The organism is Kitasatospora sp. NPDC059827 (assembly GCF_042731675.1).
GTDB lineage: Bacteria > Actinomycetota > Actinomycetes > Streptomycetales > Streptomycetaceae > Kitasatospora.
Map to the genome: position 1 here is coordinate 1 of NZ_JBHWIV010000099.1, position 17,441 is coordinate 17,441.

The window sequence follows — 17,441 nt, forward strand, 5'->3', positions numbered from 1 at the left end:
ATGCAGCGCATTGGCGACCGACGACAACGCGGCGAGGCGCGCTTGTGCCCTGGGGGTACCTCCCGGCCGAAGGCTGGGGGAGCGTCGGCCCGCAGACGGGAGTTTGAAGACGGACCCTAGCGGTGGGTCAGGACACCGGGGCCTTGGTGCGCAGGACCTCGATGAAGGCGCGCAGCCAGGCCGGGTGGTCGGGCCAGGCGCGGGCCGAGACGACCACGCCGTCCACCACCGCCTCGCCCTCCACGAACTCGGCGCCCGCCGCCTTGATGTCCGGGGCGAGCGCGGGGTAGGCGGAGGTACGGCGGCCGTCGAGCACCCCGGCGGCGGCGGTGATCAGCGGGCCGTGGCAGATCTGCGCGACGGGCTTGTCCCCGGCGAAGAAGTGCCGGGCGATCCGCTGCACGTCCGGGTCGTTGCGCAGGTACTCGGGCGCGCGGCCGCCGGGGATCACCAGGGCGACGTAGTCGGCCGGGTCGACGTCGGCGAAGGCGAGGTCGGCGGGCCAGGTGTACCCGGGCTTCTCCGTGTAGGTGTCGTAGCCGTCCACGAAGTCGTGCACCACGAACTGCAGGCGCTTCTTGGTCGGGGCGGCGATGTCGACCTGGTAGCCCTCCTCGCGCAACCGCTGGTACGGGTAGAACACCTCCAACGACTCGGCGGCGTCCCCGGTGACGAGCAGGATCTTCGATGTCATCGCCGACATCCCTCCACGTGATCGAACCTCGGTCCTGGTACGGGCCCGGGCGCGGTGGCCGCCGCACCCGGGCCCGCACCAACCTCCCGTACCGGCCGCGCCGTTGGCAACAGGGCGCACCAGGCGTACAGCGGCGCACCACCCGGCGCGCGCGCCGGTCGCAGGCCGTGCGCGCCGAGGGCGAGGGCGGGTAGGGCCGGGGGCGGGGGTGGGTGGGGCGCCCGGCTGTGGGGAGGTTGCGGGCGAGGCCTAGACTCTCGTGCTGCCTGCCCACCGACCGTCCACGACCCGTCCACCGGCCGTCCACCGGCCGCGGCCGGAACCGCCCCGGAGGAGCTCATGACCGACCGCACGACCTACCTCGTTCTCCCCGGGTACCAGAGTTCGGGCCCGGAGCACTGGCAGACCCGCTGGGAGGCCGCCGACCCGGAGGCCTTCCGCCGGGTCGAGCAGGCCGACTGGGACCACCCGGACCGGGCGGACTGGGTGGCGCGGGTGGACGCGGCGGTGGCCGCGGCCGCCGCCGACGGGCCGGTGGTGCTGGTGGCGCACAGCCTGGGCTGCGTCACCGCCGCCGACTGGGCGGCCGGTGCGTCCGCCGAGCGGACCGCCGCCGTGCGGGGCGCGCTGCTGGTCGCCCCCGCCGACGTGGACAACGCCGACGTGCCGGAGGTGTCGGGCTTCCGGCCGGTGACGCTGGAGCGCCTCCCGTTCCCGACCGTCGTGGTCTCCTCCACCGACGACCCGTGGATCACCCCGGAGCGGGCCCGGGAGTTCGCCCGGGCCTGGGGCTCCCGTTACGTCGAGCCGGGCGCGTACGGGCACCTCAACGCGGACTCCGGGCTGGGCGACTGGCCGGAGGGCCGGAAACTCCTCATGGAGCTGTGAGCAGATGACCGGGGGGACGATGGACGAGTGGACGGAGCGGTACCGGCGCCGCCGGTCGCCACGGGCCAGGCGGCTGCTGGCCCGACTGCTGCTCGCCGCGGGGGCGGCGGCCGTCCTGCTGTACACCGAGGGCCAGTGGGAGAGCCGCTCGGGCGGACTGATGCTGGTCGCCGACCTGCTGAACCGGCCGGAGCTGATGCTCGGCGGCGCGCTCGGCGCGCTGATCGCGGCCGCCTGGCTGAGCGACCGCCGCACCGCCGTACGGGCCGCCACCCGGGCGGTCACGGTGACCGCCGGGGTGGTGTTCCTGCTCGGCGTGCTGGCCGCGCACAAGGTGTCGGCGGCCGAGAGCCGCAGCCGGGAGGACGCGCCGGCCGGTGCGGAGCGCTCGCTGGTGGTGGTGCACCGCTCGTACGACTCCGGGCCGCAGGCCGGTGAGCACTGGCAGGTGCTGCTGGAGAGCGGGCAGGGCTGGTCGGCCCGGCGCTGGCTGCTGGCGGACGTCGGCGGCGGCCCGGACGACGCCCGGCTGGTGACGGCGAGTTGGACGGGGCGCACCCGGATCACCGTGGTCACCGACTCCTACCGGCGGGTGTTCAACCTCGACCAGGACACCGGCGAGCCGGTCGAGGCACGGTAGCGCCGACTTCGGCGGGAGGCGTCAGCGCAGCCCGAGCGCGTGGGCGGTGAGCGCCAGCAGGGCCGCGTTGCCCGCCGCGCCGAGCGCGGTGGCGGACAGGAAGCGGGCCGCCGTGCCGTCCGGGAACGGGTTGACGGCCATCGAGAGCAGGAACCCCGGCATCGTCCACACCACCGCCGTCCACTGCCGGACGGCGTTGGCCGCGCTCACCCCGCCGCGCAGTTCACGGGCGGCGGCGACGGCGATCACCAGGTAACCGGCCAGGTAGCCGATCGAGGGCCAGAGGACGGCGGGGACGCCGAGGAAGCTGTGCGGCATGGCGCCCATCGTCCGCCGACGGGCCGCGGCCCCGCACGAGTACGGGTACTCATGCGGGGCCGCGGGCGTCAGGAGGCCGGGAAGGGCAGGCGGGCAGGAAGGGCAGGAGGGCAGGGCGCCGGGGCCTCACTGGTCCGAAGGGTCCTGGGAGTCCGGCGGGGTGGTGGGGGCCGAGCGGCCGGTCGTGCCGCCGTCCGACGGGGAGTTGCCGCGCGGGCGGCCGGTCGAGCCCGGGCCGGGCGCCCCCGTGCAGGTCGCCGAGGACGGCGAGCCGGTGGGGGTGCCGCACCCGGGGGTCGGGCGGACCGGGTCCGGGATGTGGACCGTGGTGAAGTCCTGCTCGGGCATGGACCGCACGGCGTCGCTCATGGCCTGCTGCCAGATCGGCCCCGGGCCGGTCGCCCCGAACACCTCGGGCTGGTACTGGCCGCCGATCCGGATGTTGCGCATCGGCACCTTGACGCCCGGGCTGCCCAGCCAGACCGAGCCGGCCAGGTTGCCGGTGTAGCCGGTGAACCAGGCCGACTTCTTCTCGTCCGTGGTGCCGGTCTTGCCCGCGATCTGGCGGTCGTCGTCCAGCCGGAGGTCCCGCGCGGTGCCGCCCTTCTCGGTCACTCCGAGCAGCACGCTGTTGATCACGTCGGCGGTGTCCGGGGACATCACCTGGTCGCAGCGGGCCGGGGCCACCGGCACGTCCTTGCCGGCCACCGTGGTGATCCGGTTGATCGCCACCGGCGCGCAGTAGGAGCCCCGGGCGGCGAAGGTCGCGTAGACGTTGGCCATGGTCAGCGGGCTGACCTCCTGGGTGCCCAGGCCGAGGGCGGGCACCTCCTGCAACGGGTCGCCGCTCGCCTTGCCGGTCACGCCCAGCTTGTTGGCCATCTGCTTGACGGCGCAGAGCCCGATCTCCTGCTCCATCTGCACGAAGTAGGTGTTGACCGAGAGCGCCATCGCCTGCTTGAGCTGGTACGGCCCCTTCTCGCTCGGGCTCTCGTTGGGGATCGTCCCCTCCTTCTTGCCCTTGCTGAGGTTCTTCCAGGTGCCGTCGCAGGTCTTCATCGTCGGCCAGTCCATCCGGTTCGGCGAGTCGTACTGCTGGGTCGGCGACAGGCCGGCCTCCAGGGCGGCGGCGGCCACGATCGGCTTGAAGTTGGAGCCGGGCTGGAATCCGATGCCCCCGCCCATCGCCGCGTCCACGTTGAGGTTGACGACGGTCTGGTTCTTCTCCTTCGCCAGGCCGTACGGGCGGGTCTGGGCCATCGCCAGGATCTTGCCGGTGCCCGGCTCGACCATCGTCATCGCCGCCGAGACCGGGTCGGTGACGTACACCTTGGTGGAGACGGCGTTCTGCGCGGCGGCCTGCTTGTCCGGGTCCAGCGTGGTGTAGATGTTCAACCCGCCGGTGTCCCACAGCTTCTTGCGCTCGGCGGCGCTCTTGCCGTAGGCCGGGTCCTGCTTGACCACGTGGCGCACGTAGTCGCAGAAGAAGCCCATGCCGGCCTGGGCGGTGATGCAACCGTTCTGCGGTTCCTTGTAGTTGAGGCCCAGCGGGGCGGCCTTCGCCTCGGCCGCCTGCTGGACGGTGATGTGCTTGTTCTCCACCATCTTGTCGATGACGGTGTCCCGGCGCTTCTGCGCGGCCACCGGGTGCAGCTTCGGGTCGTACTGGGTGGGGTTCTGCACCAGCCCGGCGAGCATCGCCGCCTCGGGGAGGGTGAGGTCCTTGGCGTCCTTGCTGAAGTACCGCTGGGAGGCGGCCTGGATGCCGTACGCCTGGTGGCCGTAGAAGGTGATGTTCAGGTAGTTGGTGAGGATCTGCTCCTTGGAGAGGTCCTCCTCCAGCTTGATGGCGTACCGCAGTTCCTGGATCTTGCGGCCCAGGGTCTTGCGCTGCGCCTCGCGCACCGCCACCGGGTCGTCCCCGGCCATCTCGACGTTGACGTTCTTCACGTACTGCTGCGTGAGGGTGGAGGCGCCCTGCACCGCGGCGCCGCTCTCCGCGTTCTTGGTGATCGCCCGCAGCACGCCCTTGAGGTCGACGGCGCCGTGCTCGTAGAAGCGCGCGTCCTCGATGTCCACCTGGGCCTTGCGGATCAGCGGCGACATCTGCTCGGCGGTCAGGACGGTGCGGTCGCGCTCGTAGACCTTGGCGATCAGGCCGCCCTTGGCGTCGTAGATCTGGGTCGCCTGGGTGAGCGGCGGGGTCTTGAAGTCGTCGGGGATGCTCTCGAAGCCCTCGGCGCCGCTCTTGGCGCCCAGGCCCATCGCGCCCGCCCCCGGGAGGATCAGCCCCGCCAGCAGGACGCCGCCCAGCACGCTGGAGCCGAGGAAGGTGGCCGCATGGCGCAGGATTCCGAGCGGGGTCTCACGGCGCCTCGGGCGCGGGACCCAGGTGTCGCCCGGGTCCGGGGCAGGTATGCGGCTCTTCGGTGACATAGTTCGAACATTACGGCCGTGAATCCCCACCGTGGGGGGCCTGTTGGCGAACTATTGTCACAAAATCGCGACAGGTTCGACTCATGTGTGAGGGTCGAACGTGGGTACACGCAGAAGCAAGGGCCGTTCGTCCACGGCCCGTTGCTCCTCCCCCCTCGGCGTCAGTCGGCGGCCGGGCAGTACACGTCCTCGGCCGGGCGGCGGCCCGTCACCAGGAAGTCCGTCACCACCGCGTCGCCGCAGGCGTTCCCGTTCGCGAGGTAGACGTCGTGGCCGCCGGAGTCGACCGTCACCATCCGCGCCCGGTCGCCGAACGCCGCCCGCAGCTTGAGCGCACCGGAGTACGGGGTGGCCGGGTCGCGCAGGTTCTGCGCCAGCAGGACGTTCGCCGGGCCCCGGCCGGTCACCCGCACCGGCGGCTCGGCGGGCGCGAACGGCCAGAAGGCGCAGGGCATCACGTTCACCGGCATGCCCGCGGTGAGCGGCCGGGCGACCCGGTCGGCCGCCGTGTCCTTGGCGTAGGCCGCCGGGTCGGCGGGCCAGCGGACGTCGTTGCAGAGCGTGCCGACGGAGACCGCGAGGGTGTTCTGCACCGCCGCGTCGGGCGGCACCACCGGGGCGGGCAGCGGGCGGCGGCCGAGGCCCGCCAGCATCAGCCGGGCCAGGTCGGGGAACTTGGCGTCCGCGTACAGGCTGTTCAGCATGGACTCGCGCAGCACGTTGCCGCTCAGCTCGGCCGGGTTGGCGCCGGGCCAGGGCAGCGGGGCCGCGTCCAGCCGGGCGGCGAGGTCCAGGAACAGCGGGCGCACCTGCTCGGGGGTGTCCGCGACCCGGTCCGGGTTGTCCGGCGCCGAGGCCCACGCGGCGAAGTCGGGGAAGCGGTCCTCCGCGCCCTGGCCGAAGGCGGCCAGCCAGCCGCGGCCGACCTTCGACGGGTCCGGGTCGTCGTTGCTGTCCAGCACGATCCGGTCGGTGCGCCCGGGGAACATGGTGGCGTAGACGGCGCCCGCGTAGGTGCCGTACGAGGTGCCCCAGGCGGAGAGCTTGCGCTCGCCGAGGGCCTGGCGGATCCGGTCGATGTCGCGGGCCTCGTTGGCGGTGGAGATGCTGCGCAGCACCGGTCCCCCGTTGCGCGCACAGGTCTCGGCGACCCGGCGGGCGGTGGCCAGGTTGGTGTCGATCGAGCCGTCGGCGGCCGGCCGGGGGCGCAGCTTGACCATCGCCAGGTCGGAGTGGTCCAGACCGCAGCTGACCGGGGTGGAGCCGCCGACGCCGCGCGGGTCGAAGCCGACCAGGTCGTAGCGGTCCAGGACGGACTGCGGGAGGCGCCCGACGGCGCTCGTCGGGAGGCCGATCCCGGAACCGCCCGGCCCGCCGGGCACGGTCAGCAGCACACCGCGGCGCAGGCCCGGCTTGGCGGTGGCGATCCGGGAGACGGCGAGCGTGATCTGTCGGCCGTCCGGGTCGTTGTAGTCCAGGGGGACGGTGAGGTCGGCGCACTGCTGGCGGGGGTCGACCCGGCCCTGGCAGGTGGTCCAGTCGAGGCCGCCCGCGCCGGAGTGCTCCGGGACGGCGGCGGCAGCGGGAAGGGCGGTCAGCACGGTGACGGCCAGCGTGGCGAGGGTGGTACCGGTGAGCTTCGACATGCCCAAGAGTCTGCTGCGGCAGGGGAATCGGGCCCATGCCGCCAGCCGGTCGATCGGGGGTGGGGTAATCCCCCGACGGCGGACGGGGCCGCCCCGCACCTAGGCCTTGTCCGGCCGAGCGGCGGCGCGCCGACCGTTCGTGTCCTGCGGGGTGACGGCGGGCCGGACGCCGATGATTTCGGGTGCTGTGGAGGAGAACTGAGGAGGCGTGAGGTGACGGCAGGGAACCCGCACGACGGGAACGCGCTCGTGCACGAGCACGATCACGAGCACGAGGCGCAGCAGCACCGGCACGAGGGGCCCGCCGCGCCCGTGGGGCACGCCCACGGCCACGCCCACGGGCCTGCCGCGCCGGTCTCCGCCCGTCTGCGCACGGTGGTCGCGGCCGTGCTGATCCCGTTCGCGGTCGCCGTCGCCGTCGGCCTGGTGGTGCTCTGGCCGGGCGGGGTCCCGGCCCACCAGCACACCGGGGTCGGCTTCGACCAGCAGATCCGGCAGGGCCTGGTCACCCGGATCCAGGAACTGCCCTGCGCCGACCTCGGCCCCGCCGACCAGGGCACCACAGCACCCGGCGCCGCAGCACCCGGCCCCGCCGACCGGGGCACCTGCCGGCAGGAGACCGTCGAGGTCACCGACGGCCCGGACCGGGGCCGCACCTTCACGGTGGTCGTCCACCCGTCCGAGTCGCGGCGCTACGAGGTCGGCGAGCGGGTCGTCCTCACCTACGCGCCGAACGCCCCGGTGGAGCTGCGCTACAGCGTCGTCGACGTGGACCGGAACCTCCCGATGGGCGTGCTCGCCGGGCTGTTCGCCGTCGTCGTGGTGGTGATCGGCCGCTGGCGCGGGGTCGCCGCGCTGTTCGCGCTGGCGATCAGCTTCGCCGTGCTGTCGCTGTTCATCCTGCCCGCCATCCTCCGGGGTTCGGACCCGCTGCTGGTGGCGATCGTCGGCGCCAGCGCGATCATGCTGATCGCCCTCTACCTGTGCCACGGACTCTCCGCGCGCACCTCGGTGGCGGTGCTCGGAACCCTGGCGTCGCTGGTCCTGATCGGGGTGCTCAGCCTGCTCTTCGCCGCCTGGGCGCAGCTGACCGGCGACACCTCGGAGGAGACCGGGCTGGTCCACGGCCTCTACCCCGGCATCGAGATCCGCGGCCTGCTGCTCGCCGGGTTCGTGATCGGCTCGCTCGGCGTGCTGTTCGACGTGACGGTCACCCAGACCTCGGCGATCTGGGAACTGCACGAGGCCGACCCGACGATGGGCGCCGGCCGGCTGTACCGGACCGGCATGCGGATCGGCCGCGACCACATCGCCTCGACCGTCAACACCCTGGTGCTCGCCTACGCGGGGGCCGCCTTGCCGCTGCTCCTGCTGTTCTCCGTCGCGCACCGGACGCTGGTGTCGGTGGCCACCAGCGAACTGGTGGCCGAGGAGATCGCCCGCACCCTGGTCGGCAGCATCGGACTGGTCGCGGCGGTGCCGGTCACCACCGGGCTGGCCGCGCTGATCGCCGCCGCCGACCACCCCCGGACGGCGCCCGTGCCCGCCGGGCGGCACCGGCCCGCCTGACGCCCCGGCACCGGCGCCGGCCCGTCTGACGCCCCGGCGCGGGGCAGGCGGACGGGAGGTCAGAGGCCGAGCAGTCCCGGGTCCGAGGCGAGGGCGCGCAGCGGCTCGCGCGGGTCGGCGACCAGCCGGCGGGCCACCAGGTCGAGGATGCCGCCCACGCCGGTGACCTCCGCGGCGAGCACGCCGTCCTCGCGGGTCAGCCGCTGCACCACCTGGAAGGTCTTGCCCCCTCGCCAGACGAACGCGCAGCTGATCTCCACCGTGTCCCCGGCGCGCAGCTCCCGCAGGTACTTCACCGTGGTCTCCAGGACGACCGGGCCCACGCCCTTGGCCACCAGCTCGGCCTGGCGGATGCCGGCCGCGTGGAGGTACTCCCAGCGGGCGTGCTCGGCGTACTGCAGGTAGACGGCCTGGTTCAGGTGGCCCTGGGTGTCGGTCTCGTACCCGCGTACGGTGACCCGTGTGGTGAAGTCCTGATCGGTCATGCCCGCACGGTACTCCGGTGGGACGGGCGGGACGGCGTAACGTCCGTCACCCGCCGGGGACTACGGCAGGGTGAGGATCCGCGGACCGTCCTCGGTGACGGCGACGGTGTGCTCGATGTGCGCGGCCCGGCTGCCGTCGGTGGTGCGCAGGGTCCAGCCGTCCGGGTCGGTGTCGTAGTCGTCGCGGCCGCCGGCCGTCAGCATCGGCTCGATGGCCAGCACCAGGCCCGGGCGCAGCGGGTAACCGCGGCCGGGGCGGCCCTCGTTGGGGACGTGCGGGTCCTCGTGCATCCGGCGGCCGATGCCGTGGCCGCCGTAGCCGTCGAGCAGCCCGTACCGTCCGGAGCGGGCCACCGAGCCGACGGCGTGGGCGATGTCGCCGATCCGGTTGCCGACCACGGCGGCGGCGATCCCGGCCTCCAGGGCGCGCCGGGTGGCGTCGATCAGCTCGGCGTCCTCGGGCCGGGCGGGGCCGACGGTGAAGCTGACGGCGGAGTCGCCGCACCAGCCGTCCAGGACGGCCCCGCAGTCGATGCTCACCAGGTCGCCGTCGCGCAGCCGGTAGCCGTCCGGGACGCCGTGCACGACCGCGTCGTTCACCGAGGCGCAGATGACGGCGGGGAAGGGCACCGGCGCGAAGGCGGGCCGGTACCCGAGGAAGGGCGAGGTCGCCCCGGCGGCCGTGAGCACCCCCCGCGCCGCCTCGTCCAGCTCCAGCAGGCTCACGCCCGCCGCCGCCTCCCGCTGCACGGCCGCCAGCGCGTTGGCGACCACCCGCCCGGCCTCGCGCATCGCGTCGAGGGCGGCGTCCGACTTGAGTTCGACCATGGTGAACCTCTCCCCTGGATCCAATTCTTATACCGGTATTTGTATCACGGTTCCCCGGAGGGGGCGGGCGCCCTACACTCGACGGCATGGTGAGGACTCCGCTGACCCCGTGGGAGCGCGAGCGTGGGGAGCGCTTCGGGGCGCTGCTGCGCGAGGCGCGTGGCGAGCGCAGCATGGTCGAGGTGGCGGCGGTGGCCGGTGTCTCGGCGGAGACGCTGCGCAAGATCGAGACCGGGCGGGCGCCGACGCCGTCGTTCTTCACCATCGCGGCGCTGGCGTTCGCGCTGGACCTGTCGCTGGACGAGCTGGCGGGCGCCTGCGCGCTGCCCGAGGACGACACCGCCCTCTCCGCGTAGGACGGGCCCGGAACGGGGGACGGCCCGCCGGGCGCGGGGTGCGCCGGGCGGGCCGTCGTTCGCGGAGGGTGGTCAGCCGACCGAGCTGTTGTAGCTCTCGATCGCGGACTGGAGCTCCTTGGCCGCGTCGGCGAGCGCCTGCTGGGCGGTCTTGCTGCCGGCCACGGTCTGCTCGATGGCCGTCTCCACGCCCTTGCGGGCCTGCGGCATCACGCCGAGCAGGCAGCCGGCGGTGGCCGGGGTCGGCTTGGTGGCCTTCAACTGGTCGATGGCCGTCTGGAACTGCGGGTACTTGCCGACCCACTCCTTGTCCTTGGGGTCGTCCAGGGACTTCTTGTTGACCGGGAAGTAGCCGGTGCCGGTGTGCCACACGGCCTGCTGCTCGGGGCTGGTGGCGAACTTCTCGAACTCCCAGGCGGCCCGCTTCTCGGCGTCCGAGTGGCCGGGGCCGCTGATCCACAGCGAGGCGCCGCCGATCGCCGGGCCGCCCTGGTCGGCGGCCGTCACCTTCGGGAAGGGCGCGGTGCCGACGCCGAACTTGGCGGCCTCGGTGTAGCCGCGCAGCACGCCGGTGGACTCCAGGTGCATGGCGACCGTGCCGGACTTGAAAGCGGCCTGGGCGTCGTCGGTGACCCGGCCCGTGTTGGCCGCGTAGCCGCCCTTGACGAGGTCGGCCCACCACTGGACGATCTGCGCGCCCTGGGCGGAGTCGAACACGACCTTGCCCGCCTTGTTGCTGCGGCCGTTGTCGTTGTCGCAGTACATGGTGCCGGACTCGGCGAGCAGCTCCTCGACGAACCAGCCGTAGATGGCCGCGCCGAAGCCGTAGCGGACGGTCTTGCCGTCGGCGTCCTTCTTGGTCAGCTTCTTGGCCAGGTCGCCGAGCTCGTTGAGGTCCTTCGGCGGCTGCGCCGGGTCGAGGCCGGCCTCCTTGAAGGCGTCGGTGTTCAGGTAGAGCAGCGGCATCGAGGAGTTGAACGGCATCGAGACCAGCTTGCCGTTGGCCGAGTAGTAGTTGCGGATGTTGGGGTCGAGGTCGTCCAGCGAGTAGCCGTCCTTGTCCGCGAAGGCCTGGGCGGGGACGGTCTGCTTGGAGTCGATCATGAACCGGGTGCCGATGTCGTAGACCTGCACCAGGGCGGGGGTGCCCTTCTGCTGCACCGCGGCCTTGTACTTGGTGACCAGCTCGTCGTACTTGCCCTGGAACTGCGCCTTGACCTCGATCTTGCCCTGGTGGGCCGCGTTGAAGTCCTTCACCAGGCCGTTCAGCACGTCGGCGTTCTTGCCGGTCATCGAGTGCCAGAACTCGACGGTGGTGACGCCGGAGGCCTGGTCGAGCGCCTGGGCACCGGGCGCCCCGGCATCGGCGGAACCGCCCGAGCCGGCGTCCGAGCCGCTGGAGCTGCAGGCGGTCAGGGACAGGCCGGCCACCAGCAGGGCCGCGAGCGCGCGTGCACTCTTCTTCACGAGGGTTTCTCTTTCTTTGAAGCGGAAGCGGAACGGACGGTCCGGTACGGCGCGGCTCAGCGGACGGCGCCCGCGGTGAGGCCGCGGACGATGAAGCGCTGGCCGAAGACCACCAGGGCGAGGGTGGGCAGCAGGGAGAGCACCACGCCGGCCAGGATCAGGCCGGGGTCGGCCATCTCGGCGTCGCGCAGCGAGGTGAGGCCGATCTGCAGGGTCTGCATCTCGGCGGTGCGGGTGATGATGAGCGGCCAGAAGTACTGGTTCCAGGCCGACAGGAAGACGTAGATCGACAGCGCGGCCAGGGCCGGCTTGTTGAGCGGCACGACGATCCGCCACAGGAACCGCCAGTGCCCGGCGCCGTCGATCCGCGCCGCGTCGCGCAGTTCGCCGGGCAGTTGGCGGAAGGCCTGGCGCAGCATGAAGGTGCCGAAGCCGGAGGCGAGGAACGGCAGCACCAGGCCGAAGTAGGTGTTGCCGAGGCCCCAGCCCGACAGCGTCAGGTAGTTGGGGATGATGATGGCCTCCCAGGGGACCATCAGCGTCGCCAGGAACAGCCCGAACACCGCGGCCCGCGCCTTCATCGGCAGGAAGACGAAGGCATACGCGGCCAGGATCGAGGTGACCAGCTGGGCGAGGGTGATGGCGGTGGCGGTGATCGCCGAGTTGGCGTACTGCCGGAACAGCGGGATGGTGTCCACCGCGCCGGAGAAGTTCCGGCCGGTCACCGCGTGGGGCACCAACGCGGGTGGGTAGGAGGAGAGTTCGGACGGCTCCATGAAGGCGCCGACCACCGCGTAGTACACCGGGAAGGCCACCGTGACCACGGCGACGGCGAGCAGCAGGTAGACGGCGGCGCGGCCCAGCAGGTCGCGCGGGGAGCGTCCGGCGAGGGGGCGGACCCGCGGGCGGGGCGGATCGACCCGGACCTCGGACTCGGTGACGACCGTGCTCATGCGTAGTGCACCTTCCGCTCCAGGACGCCGAACTGGACGGCCGTGCAGGCGAGGACGACCAGCAGCAGCACCACGGCCTGGGCGCTCGCCGTGCCGAAGTCGCTGGAGCCGTAGGCGAAGGCCTTCTCGTAGACGGAGTAGACCAGGGTCCGGGTGGAGCCGTCCGGCCCGCCCTTGGTGAGGATGTGGATCTGGCCGAAACTCTGCAGTGCGTGGACGGTGGAGACCACCGTCAGGAAGAACAGGTTCGGGCCGAGCATCGGGACGGTGATCGAGCGGGCCAGCCGCAGGCCGGAGGCGCCGTCGATCCGGGCCGCCTCGACGACCTCGCCGGGGATCGAGCCGATGCCCGCCGAGAGCACCAGCACGTTGTAGCCGAGGTTCATCCAGACCGTGGTCAGGGCCACCGAGAACAGTGCGTACCGGGATTCGGTCAACCAGCCGACCGGCCCAAGGCCGAGGTGCGACAGCAGGCCGTTCAGCACCCCGCTGGCCGGGTTGTAGAACACCGCGAAGACCACCGAGGCGCTGGCCACCGAGAAGGCGAAGGGCAGCGCGAAGGCGGAGCGCAACAGCCGTACGCCCCGGATCCGGTTCTCCAGCAGCAGCACCAGCACCAGCGCTCCGAGCACCCCGGGCACCACGGTGAGCAGGGTGAACAGCGCGGTGGTGACCAGCGTCCGGCCGAAGTCGGCGGAGGCCAGCAGGTCGGTGTAGTGCTTGAACCCGACGTAGCGGGAGGGCGCGCCGAAGAGGTCGTTGGCGTGCCCGCTGAGGTAGATCGTCCGTCCCAGCGGATAGCCGATGAACAGGACGAAGACCACCAGGGAGGGCAGCAGGAAGGCCCAGGCGAGCCCGTGCTCGCCCCATCGGCTTCGACGGCCCGCGAGGGGCACGGGGTGCGGTGCGGTCGGCATCGGTGGCACGTCCGCCTTTCGTGTGTTGGTTCCGGCCGAAACCGTGTCCTGCCCGAACGACGGCGCGGGAACCCCGCGGTGATCAACCGGTGTCCCCGGGATTACGCGTTCGCGTCAGATTTCGGCCGGTCGTGCGCGCAACAGCCGCTCCAGAAACGCCGAACGGCTCCGACGGCCCCTTGGTGAAGGGGTCGTCGGAGCCGTCACGGGCGGGCTCAGGCGGTGACGCCGCCGTCCAGCACCAGGTCGGCGCCGACGGTGTAGCCCGCCTCGTCCGACGCCAGGTACAGCACGGCGGCGGCGATCTCGGCGACCGCGCCGGCCCGGCCGACCGGGACCTCGGCCTTCATCCGGTCGCTCTTGGCGGTGTCGCTCTCGCCGGGGCGGGTCGACATCGGGGTGTCCACCGGGCCCGGGCTGACGGTGTTGATCCGCACGCCCTCGCCGATGTGGTCACGGGCGGCGGAGCGGGTGAGCGCGGTGACGGCGGCCTTGCTGGCGTTGTAGGCGCCCGCGCCGTCGGCCCGCTTGTGGACGCCCAGGTTGGACGAGACGTTGACGATGGCCCCGCCGCCGTGGGCCCGCATGTGGCCGATCTGGTGTTTCATCGCCAGCAGGGTGCCGGTCACGTTGACCTCGAAGACCCAGCGGAACTGGTCCTCGTCGATGTCGGCGACCGGACCGGCCGCGCCGAACACCCCGGCGTTGTTGACGGCGACGTCCAGTCCGCCGAACTGCTCGACGACCTCCCGGACCAGCCGGGCGGCGTCCTCGCTGTTCGTCACATCGCCGGTCAGCGCGACGGCCTTGCCGCCGGCCCGCTCGATCAGCTCGACGGTCTCGGCCAGCGGGCCGAGGCTGCGCCCGGCGACCGCGACCCGGGCGCCCTCCCCGGCGAAGGCGAGCGCGATCCCCCGCCCGATACCGCTGCCGCCGCCGGTGATGAGGACGGACTTGTCGGCGAAACGCGTGCTCATGAGCTGAACTCCTTGGTCCGAGTGGTGCATTCAGGTGTGTGGGTGGTGCTCTGGGCGATGGTCGTGATGGTGGTCTCGGCGATGGCCTCGCTGGTGGCCTCGGTGGCACCGCCCCGGGGCAGGACCGCGACCGCGACGGCGGTCAGGGCCAGCCCGGCGGCGGCCGCGGCGAAGGCCGCCGCGTAGCCGCCGACGACGGTCGGGCGGGTGGCGGCGAGGGCCATCAGGGCGGCCAGCCCGGCGGTGGGGCCGAGCTCCATGGCGGTGTTGAGGACACCCGCCGCCAGGCCGGTGCGTTCGGGTGCCACGCCGCCGGTGGCGAGCACGGCCGCCCCGGCGAAGGACGCGGCGGCACCGGCGGGCAGCAGGAGCAGTCCGGGCAGCAACCCGGTGGGGTAGCCGCTGGCGGGGTCGAGCCCGGCCAGCAGGGCGAGCCCGGCCGCCTCCAGGGCGAGGCCCCCGGCGGTGACCGGCACCGGACCGTACCGGGCGATCAACGGCCCGGCCAGCCGCCCGGACAGCAGCAGGGCGACCGCGTACGGCACGAACGCGGCGGAGGTGTCGGCCGCGCTCCAGCCGCGCAGTTGCTGGAGGTAGAGCGAGAGCAGCACGAAGGCCAGGGCGGTGCCCGCGGAGGTCGCCATCACGGTGACCAGGGCGGTGGCCCGGCGGCGGTCGGCGAGGAAGCCGGGCGGCAGCAGCGGGTCGGCGGTGCGGCGTTCGGCGGCGGCGAAGGCGAGCAGCAGGAGCACGCCGACGGCGAACGGTGCGAGCACGCCGGGGCTGCTCCAGCCGTGCTCGGTGGACGCCACCAGGGCGTAACTCGCCGCGCAGACACCGGTGGTGGCGAGGAGCGCGCCGCGCAGGTCCAGTGTCGGGCGGCGGCGCGTGGGGGCGGGTTCACGGTCGGGGTCGGGGCCGGATGCCGGGACGGGGGCGGGTACGGGCTCGGGCAGGGTGCCGGAGCGGAGCAGGCCGACCAGCGCGACCGCGACGGGCACCGCGAACAGCCAGCGCCAGGAGACCACGGCGCTGACCGGGCCCGACACCACGCTGCCGGCCGTCGCGCCGAGCACCGAGAGTCCGCCCCAGGTGGCCATCGCCCGCCGGTAGGCGGCGGGTTCGGGGTACAGCCGGCGGACCACGGCGACCGCCGCCGGGGCGGTGAGGGCCGCGCCCGCGCCCTGGACGAAGCGGCTCGCCAGCAGGACGGGGTAGTCCGGTGCGAGGGCGCAGGCGACCGAGGCGGCGGCGAGCAGCGCCAGGCCCCAGCGGAGCACCGGACGACCGCCGTGACGGTCCGTCAGTCGCCCGCCGAGCAGCAGCAGGGCGGCGAAGGAGAGGCCGTACGCGGCGCTGAGCAGCAGGACGTCGGACGGGCCGAGCCCGAGCTCCCGGGCGACCAGGGGCAGCGGAACGGTGAGGATCATGATCGTGAAGATCAGCACTGCCTGGACGACACCGAGCAGCGCGAAGCTCCCCCGCGCCGTCGTGGTGACACTCATGGATTCCCCCCACACCAAATTTTTTAGAACGTTCGGTCCAGAATCAAGACAGCAAAAGACGGCGGAAGACGGCAAAGTACGACGGAAGGCGGCGCAGGACGCCGGGCCGACCGAGCCGGAGGCACCCCCGTCGGCCTCCGGTCCGGACCGGCGCTCAGTCCAGCAGCGTCAGCGCCTGCTCGGCGGCGTCGCGCACCCGGGGCCCGCCCTCGGCGGTCTTGCCCACCACCCGGATCCCCTGCAGCAGCACCACCAGCATCCGGGCCAGCGCCCGCGGCTCCCGCCCGGCGGGCAGTTCGCCCTGGGCCCCGGCGCGCAGCAGGGCGGCGGTCAGCGCCGTCTCCAAGTGGTCGTAGCTGACCTCCACCCGGCGGGCCGCCGCCTCGTCGTGCGGGGCGAGTTCGACGGCCGTGTTGGTGATGAAGCAGCCGCGCCTGCGGTCCTCGCCCCCCATTCCCGCGTATCGGCGCACCAGGGCACGGACGGCCGGCAGCACCGGTCCGGGCTGGGACAGCTCGGCCAGCAGGCCGGGGTCGTGCTGTTCGTTGTAGCGCTCCAGCGCGCGCAGGTAGAGCTCGTGCTTGCTGCCGAAGGTCGCGTAGATGCTGGCCCGGGCGATGCCCAGCCCTTCGACCAGGTCGGCCATCGAGGTGGCCTCGTAGCCGCGCTGCCAGAACAGTTCGAGAGCTGCCTGGAGCGCCGTGTCCGGGTCGAATTCCTTGGTCCGCGCCATGAACGGAACAGTAGCCCTTTCGAGACCGCTCGGTCAAGAAAGGGTGAGGAGTGGTCCAGACCGTTATCTGACGGAGCATTGCCAAGTGGACTAGACCAAGCCTACCCTTACCGCCCCATCCCTCCTTCTCCCCCACACCCGCAGGAGGCGTTCCGGCATGCCCGCACACATCCCCCCGAACCCCCGGCAGGCCGTCGAGGCCGCGCGACCGTTCGTCCTGACGGTCTTCCGGATCGTCGTCGGCCTGCTCTTCGCCTGCCACGGCGCCGCCGCGCTCTTCGGCGTCCTCGGCGGCGCCAAGGGCGGCGGCAGCATCCCGCCCGGCCAGTGGCCCGGCTGGTGGGCCGCACTGATCCAACTCATCGGCGGTGTCCTGGTGTTGCTCGGTAGCGGCACCAGGACGGCCGCACTGCTCTGCTCCGGCTCGATGGCCTACGCCTACTTCACCGTCCACCAGGAGAACGCCCTGCTGCCGCTGCAGAACGGCGGTGAGGCCTCGGTGATGTTCTGCTGGGCCTTCCTGGCCATCGCGGTGCTCGGCTCCGGCCCGTACTCCCTCGACCGGCTGCTCGCCGCCCGCCGGCCGGCCGCCGAGTCCAGCCCCCAACCCACCTCGACCGGCTGAGCCTCAGCCCTCCGCGAGGTACCGCTCGACCGCGGCGACCTTGGCGGTGAGGCCGTCGGTGACCCCGGCCCGGTCGTCGATCTTGATGACCGTGCTCACCCGGTCGCTGTGGGCCTTCACCGCCTCGATCGCCGCCCTGATCACCGGCATCACCTCGTCCCACTCCCCCTCGATGCTGGTGAACATCGCGTCCGTCCGGTTCGGCAGCCCGCTCGCCCGCACCACCCGCACGGCCGCGGCCACCGCCTCCCCCACGTCCTCGCCGATCCCCAGCGGGGTCACCGAAAAAGCTGCGATCACGGTCTGCACTCCTTGCCGTCCGACGACACCTGGTCGCGGGGGGGGGGGCCCCCCGGCCCGGCCCCCCCCACCAGGGACGCCCGCGGACCCACCGCCCCCCCCGG

General features: G+C 73.0%; 18 protein-coding genes. 5 read left to right on the forward strand and 13 right to left on the reverse strand.

Going from position 1 to position 17,441, the window contains the following annotated elements; translation table 11 throughout:
* Positions 1–127: 127 nt before the first annotated feature.
* On the reverse strand, positions 128–694 hold the full coding sequence (locus tag ACFV8H_RS36055) for a DJ-1/PfpI family protein (protein ID WP_380408273.1): 567 nt from the start codon (positions 692–694) through the stop codon (positions 128–130).
* Positions 695–1,033: 339 nt separating this feature from the next.
* Between ACFV8H_RS36055 and ACFV8H_RS36060 the strand changes: the two genes are divergently transcribed.
* Both ACFV8H_RS36060 and ACFV8H_RS36065 read left to right on the forward strand, forming a co-directional pair.
* Positions 1,034–1,582, forward strand: a complete 549-nt coding sequence (locus ACFV8H_RS36060) for an RBBP9/YdeN family alpha/beta hydrolase (protein WP_380408275.1) — start codon at positions 1,034–1,036, stop codon at positions 1,580–1,582.
* A 4-nt stretch (positions 1,583–1,586) separates the two neighbouring features.
* Entirely contained in the window at positions 1,587–2,222 is a 636-nt protein-coding gene (locus ACFV8H_RS36065) for a hypothetical protein (protein WP_380408277.1), read from the forward strand.
* Between the two features lie 21 nt (positions 2,223–2,243).
* Here ACFV8H_RS36065 and ACFV8H_RS36070 read toward each other — a convergent pair whose 3' ends face one another.
* The 3 genes from ACFV8H_RS36070 to ACFV8H_RS36080 all read right to left on the reverse strand — a co-directional run bounded on the left by ACFV8H_RS36070 (position 2,244) and on the right by ACFV8H_RS36080 (position 6,622).
* Positions 2,244–2,540 carry a hypothetical protein gene (locus tag ACFV8H_RS36070; RefSeq protein WP_380408279.1) on the reverse strand — a complete coding sequence of 99 codons (297 nt, stop codon included), beginning with the start codon at positions 2,538–2,540 and terminating at the stop codon, positions 2,244–2,246.
* A 126-nt stretch (positions 2,541–2,666) separates the two neighbouring features.
* Positions 2,667–4,976, reverse strand: a complete 2,310-nt coding sequence (locus tag ACFV8H_RS36075; RefSeq protein ID WP_380408281.1) for a transglycosylase domain-containing protein — start codon at positions 4,974–4,976, stop codon at positions 2,667–2,669.
* A 161-nt stretch (positions 4,977–5,137) separates the two neighbouring features.
* Positions 5,138–6,622, reverse strand: coding sequence for an alpha/beta hydrolase (locus ACFV8H_RS36080; protein WP_380408283.1), 1,485 nt, complete (start codon positions 6,620–6,622; stop codon positions 5,138–5,140).
* Positions 6,623–6,835: 213 nt separating this feature from the next.
* Between ACFV8H_RS36080 and ACFV8H_RS36085 the strand changes: the two genes are divergently transcribed.
* The gene (locus ACFV8H_RS36085; RefSeq protein WP_380408285.1) at positions 6,836–8,191 is read left to right on the forward strand and encodes a YibE/F family protein; all 1,356 of its coding nucleotides are present in this window, start codon (positions 6,836–6,838) and stop codon (positions 8,189–8,191) included.
* 59 nt (positions 8,192–8,250) lie between these two features.
* Here ACFV8H_RS36085 and ACFV8H_RS36090 read toward each other — a convergent pair whose 3' ends face one another.
* Together ACFV8H_RS36090 and map are read right to left on the reverse strand one after the other, a co-directional pair.
* Entirely contained in the window at positions 8,251–8,676 is a 426-nt protein-coding gene (locus tag ACFV8H_RS36090) for an acyl-CoA thioesterase (RefSeq protein WP_380408287.1), read from the reverse strand.
* 60 nt (positions 8,677–8,736) lie between these two features.
* The gene (gene map / locus ACFV8H_RS36095; RefSeq protein WP_380408289.1) at positions 8,737–9,504 is read right to left on the reverse strand and encodes a type I methionyl aminopeptidase; all 768 of its coding nucleotides are present in this window, start codon (positions 9,502–9,504) and stop codon (positions 8,737–8,739) included.
* An 86-nt stretch (positions 9,505–9,590) separates the two neighbouring features.
* Between map and ACFV8H_RS36100 the strand changes: the two genes are divergently transcribed.
* Positions 9,591–9,860 (forward strand): helix-turn-helix domain-containing protein, encoded by a 270-nt coding sequence (locus ACFV8H_RS36100; protein WP_380408291.1) that lies wholly within the window; start codon positions 9,591–9,593, stop codon positions 9,858–9,860.
* A 72-nt stretch (positions 9,861–9,932) separates the two neighbouring features.
* Here the strand turns inward: ACFV8H_RS36100 and ACFV8H_RS36105 are convergent, their stop codons facing one another.
* The 6 genes from ACFV8H_RS36105 to ACFV8H_RS36130 form a co-directional block, all read right to left on the reverse strand.
* On the reverse strand, positions 9,933–11,327 hold the full coding sequence (locus ACFV8H_RS36105; protein WP_380408293.1) for an ABC transporter substrate-binding protein: 1,395 nt from the start codon (positions 11,325–11,327) through the stop codon (positions 9,933–9,935).
* 56 nt (positions 11,328–11,383) lie between these two features.
* On the reverse strand, positions 11,384–12,280 hold the full coding sequence (locus tag ACFV8H_RS36110) for a carbohydrate ABC transporter permease (RefSeq protein WP_380408294.1): 897 nt from the start codon (positions 12,278–12,280) through the stop codon (positions 11,384–11,386).
* Positions 12,277–13,197, reverse strand: coding sequence for a carbohydrate ABC transporter permease (locus tag ACFV8H_RS36115; RefSeq protein WP_380408295.1), 921 nt, complete (start codon positions 13,195–13,197; stop codon positions 12,277–12,279). The genes ACFV8H_RS36110 and ACFV8H_RS36115 overlap by 4 nt, the downstream gene beginning before the upstream one ends.
* A gap of 215 nt (positions 13,198–13,412) precedes the next feature.
* Positions 13,413–14,174: an SDR family NAD(P)-dependent oxidoreductase gene (locus ACFV8H_RS36120; protein ID WP_380408297.1), complete on the reverse strand. Its 762-nt coding sequence runs from the start codon at positions 14,172–14,174 to the stop codon at positions 13,413–13,415.
* On the reverse strand, positions 14,171–15,679 hold the full coding sequence (locus ACFV8H_RS36125) for an MFS transporter (RefSeq protein ID WP_380408298.1): 1,509 nt from the start codon (positions 15,677–15,679) through the stop codon (positions 14,171–14,173). The genes ACFV8H_RS36120 and ACFV8H_RS36125 overlap by 4 nt, the downstream gene beginning before the upstream one ends.
* Before the next feature lie 154 nt (positions 15,680–15,833).
* Positions 15,834–16,412: a TetR/AcrR family transcriptional regulator gene (locus ACFV8H_RS36130; protein WP_380408300.1), complete on the reverse strand. Its 579-nt coding sequence runs from the start codon at positions 16,410–16,412 to the stop codon at positions 15,834–15,836.
* Positions 16,413–16,569: 157 nt separating this feature from the next.
* Between ACFV8H_RS36130 and ACFV8H_RS36135 the strand changes: the two genes are divergently transcribed.
* Positions 16,570–17,037, forward strand: coding sequence for a DoxX family protein (locus ACFV8H_RS36135; protein WP_380408302.1), 468 nt, complete (start codon positions 16,570–16,572; stop codon positions 17,035–17,037).
* Positions 17,038–17,040: 3 nt separating this feature from the next.
* Here the strand turns inward: ACFV8H_RS36135 and ACFV8H_RS36140 are convergent, their stop codons facing one another.
* Positions 17,041–17,337, reverse strand: coding sequence for an MTH1187 family thiamine-binding protein (locus tag ACFV8H_RS36140; protein ID WP_380408304.1), 297 nt, complete (start codon positions 17,335–17,337; stop codon positions 17,041–17,043).
* Positions 17,338–17,441: the final 104 nt, after the last annotated feature.

Bases quoted from the DNA above. Each gene is read 5' to 3' on its own strand.
- ACFV8H_RS36055 (WP_380408273.1), bottom strand. From the start codon at position 694: ATGACATCGAAGATCCTGCTCGTCACCGGGGACGCCGCCGAGTCGTTG.
- ACFV8H_RS36060 (WP_380408275.1), top strand. From the start codon at position 1,034: ATGACCGACCGCACGACCTACCTCGTTCTCCCCGGGTACCAGAGTTCG.
- ACFV8H_RS36065 (WP_380408277.1), top strand. From the start codon at position 1,587: ATGACCGGGGGGACGATGGACGAGTGGACGGAGCGGTACCGGCGCCGC.
- ACFV8H_RS36070 (WP_380408279.1), bottom strand. From the start codon at position 2,540: ATGCCGCACAGCTTCCTCGGCGTCCCCGCCGTCCTCTGGCCCTCGATC.
- ACFV8H_RS36075 (WP_380408281.1), bottom strand. From the start codon at position 4,976: ATGTCACCGAAGAGCCGCATACCTGCCCCGGACCCGGGCGACACCTGG.
- ACFV8H_RS36080 (WP_380408283.1), bottom strand. From the start codon at position 6,622: ATGTCGAAGCTCACCGGTACCACCCTCGCCACGCTGGCCGTCACCGTG.
- ACFV8H_RS36090 (WP_380408287.1), bottom strand. From the start codon at position 8,676: ATGACCGATCAGGACTTCACCACACGGGTCACCGTACGCGGGTACGAG.
- map (WP_380408289.1), bottom strand. From the start codon at position 9,504: ATGGTCGAACTCAAGTCGGACGCCGCCCTCGACGCGATGCGCGAGGCC.
- ACFV8H_RS36100 (WP_380408291.1), top strand. From the start codon at position 9,591: ATGGTGAGGACTCCGCTGACCCCGTGGGAGCGCGAGCGTGGGGAGCGC.
- ACFV8H_RS36110 (WP_380408294.1), bottom strand. From the start codon at position 12,280: ATGAGCACGGTCGTCACCGAGTCCGAGGTCCGGGTCGATCCGCCCCGC.
- ACFV8H_RS36115 (WP_380408295.1), bottom strand. From the start codon at position 13,197: ATGCCGACCGCACCGCACCCCGTGCCCCTCGCGGGCCGTCGAAGCCGA.
- ACFV8H_RS36120 (WP_380408297.1), bottom strand. From the start codon at position 14,174: ATGAGCACGCGTTTCGCCGACAAGTCCGTCCTCATCACCGGCGGCGGC.
- ACFV8H_RS36125 (WP_380408298.1), bottom strand. From the start codon at position 15,679: ATGAGTGTCACCACGACGGCGCGGGGGAGCTTCGCGCTGCTCGGTGTC.
- ACFV8H_RS36130 (WP_380408300.1), bottom strand. From the start codon at position 16,412: ATGGCGCGGACCAAGGAATTCGACCCGGACACGGCGCTCCAGGCAGCT.
- ACFV8H_RS36135 (WP_380408302.1), top strand. From the start codon at position 16,570: ATGCCCGCACACATCCCCCCGAACCCCCGGCAGGCCGTCGAGGCCGCG.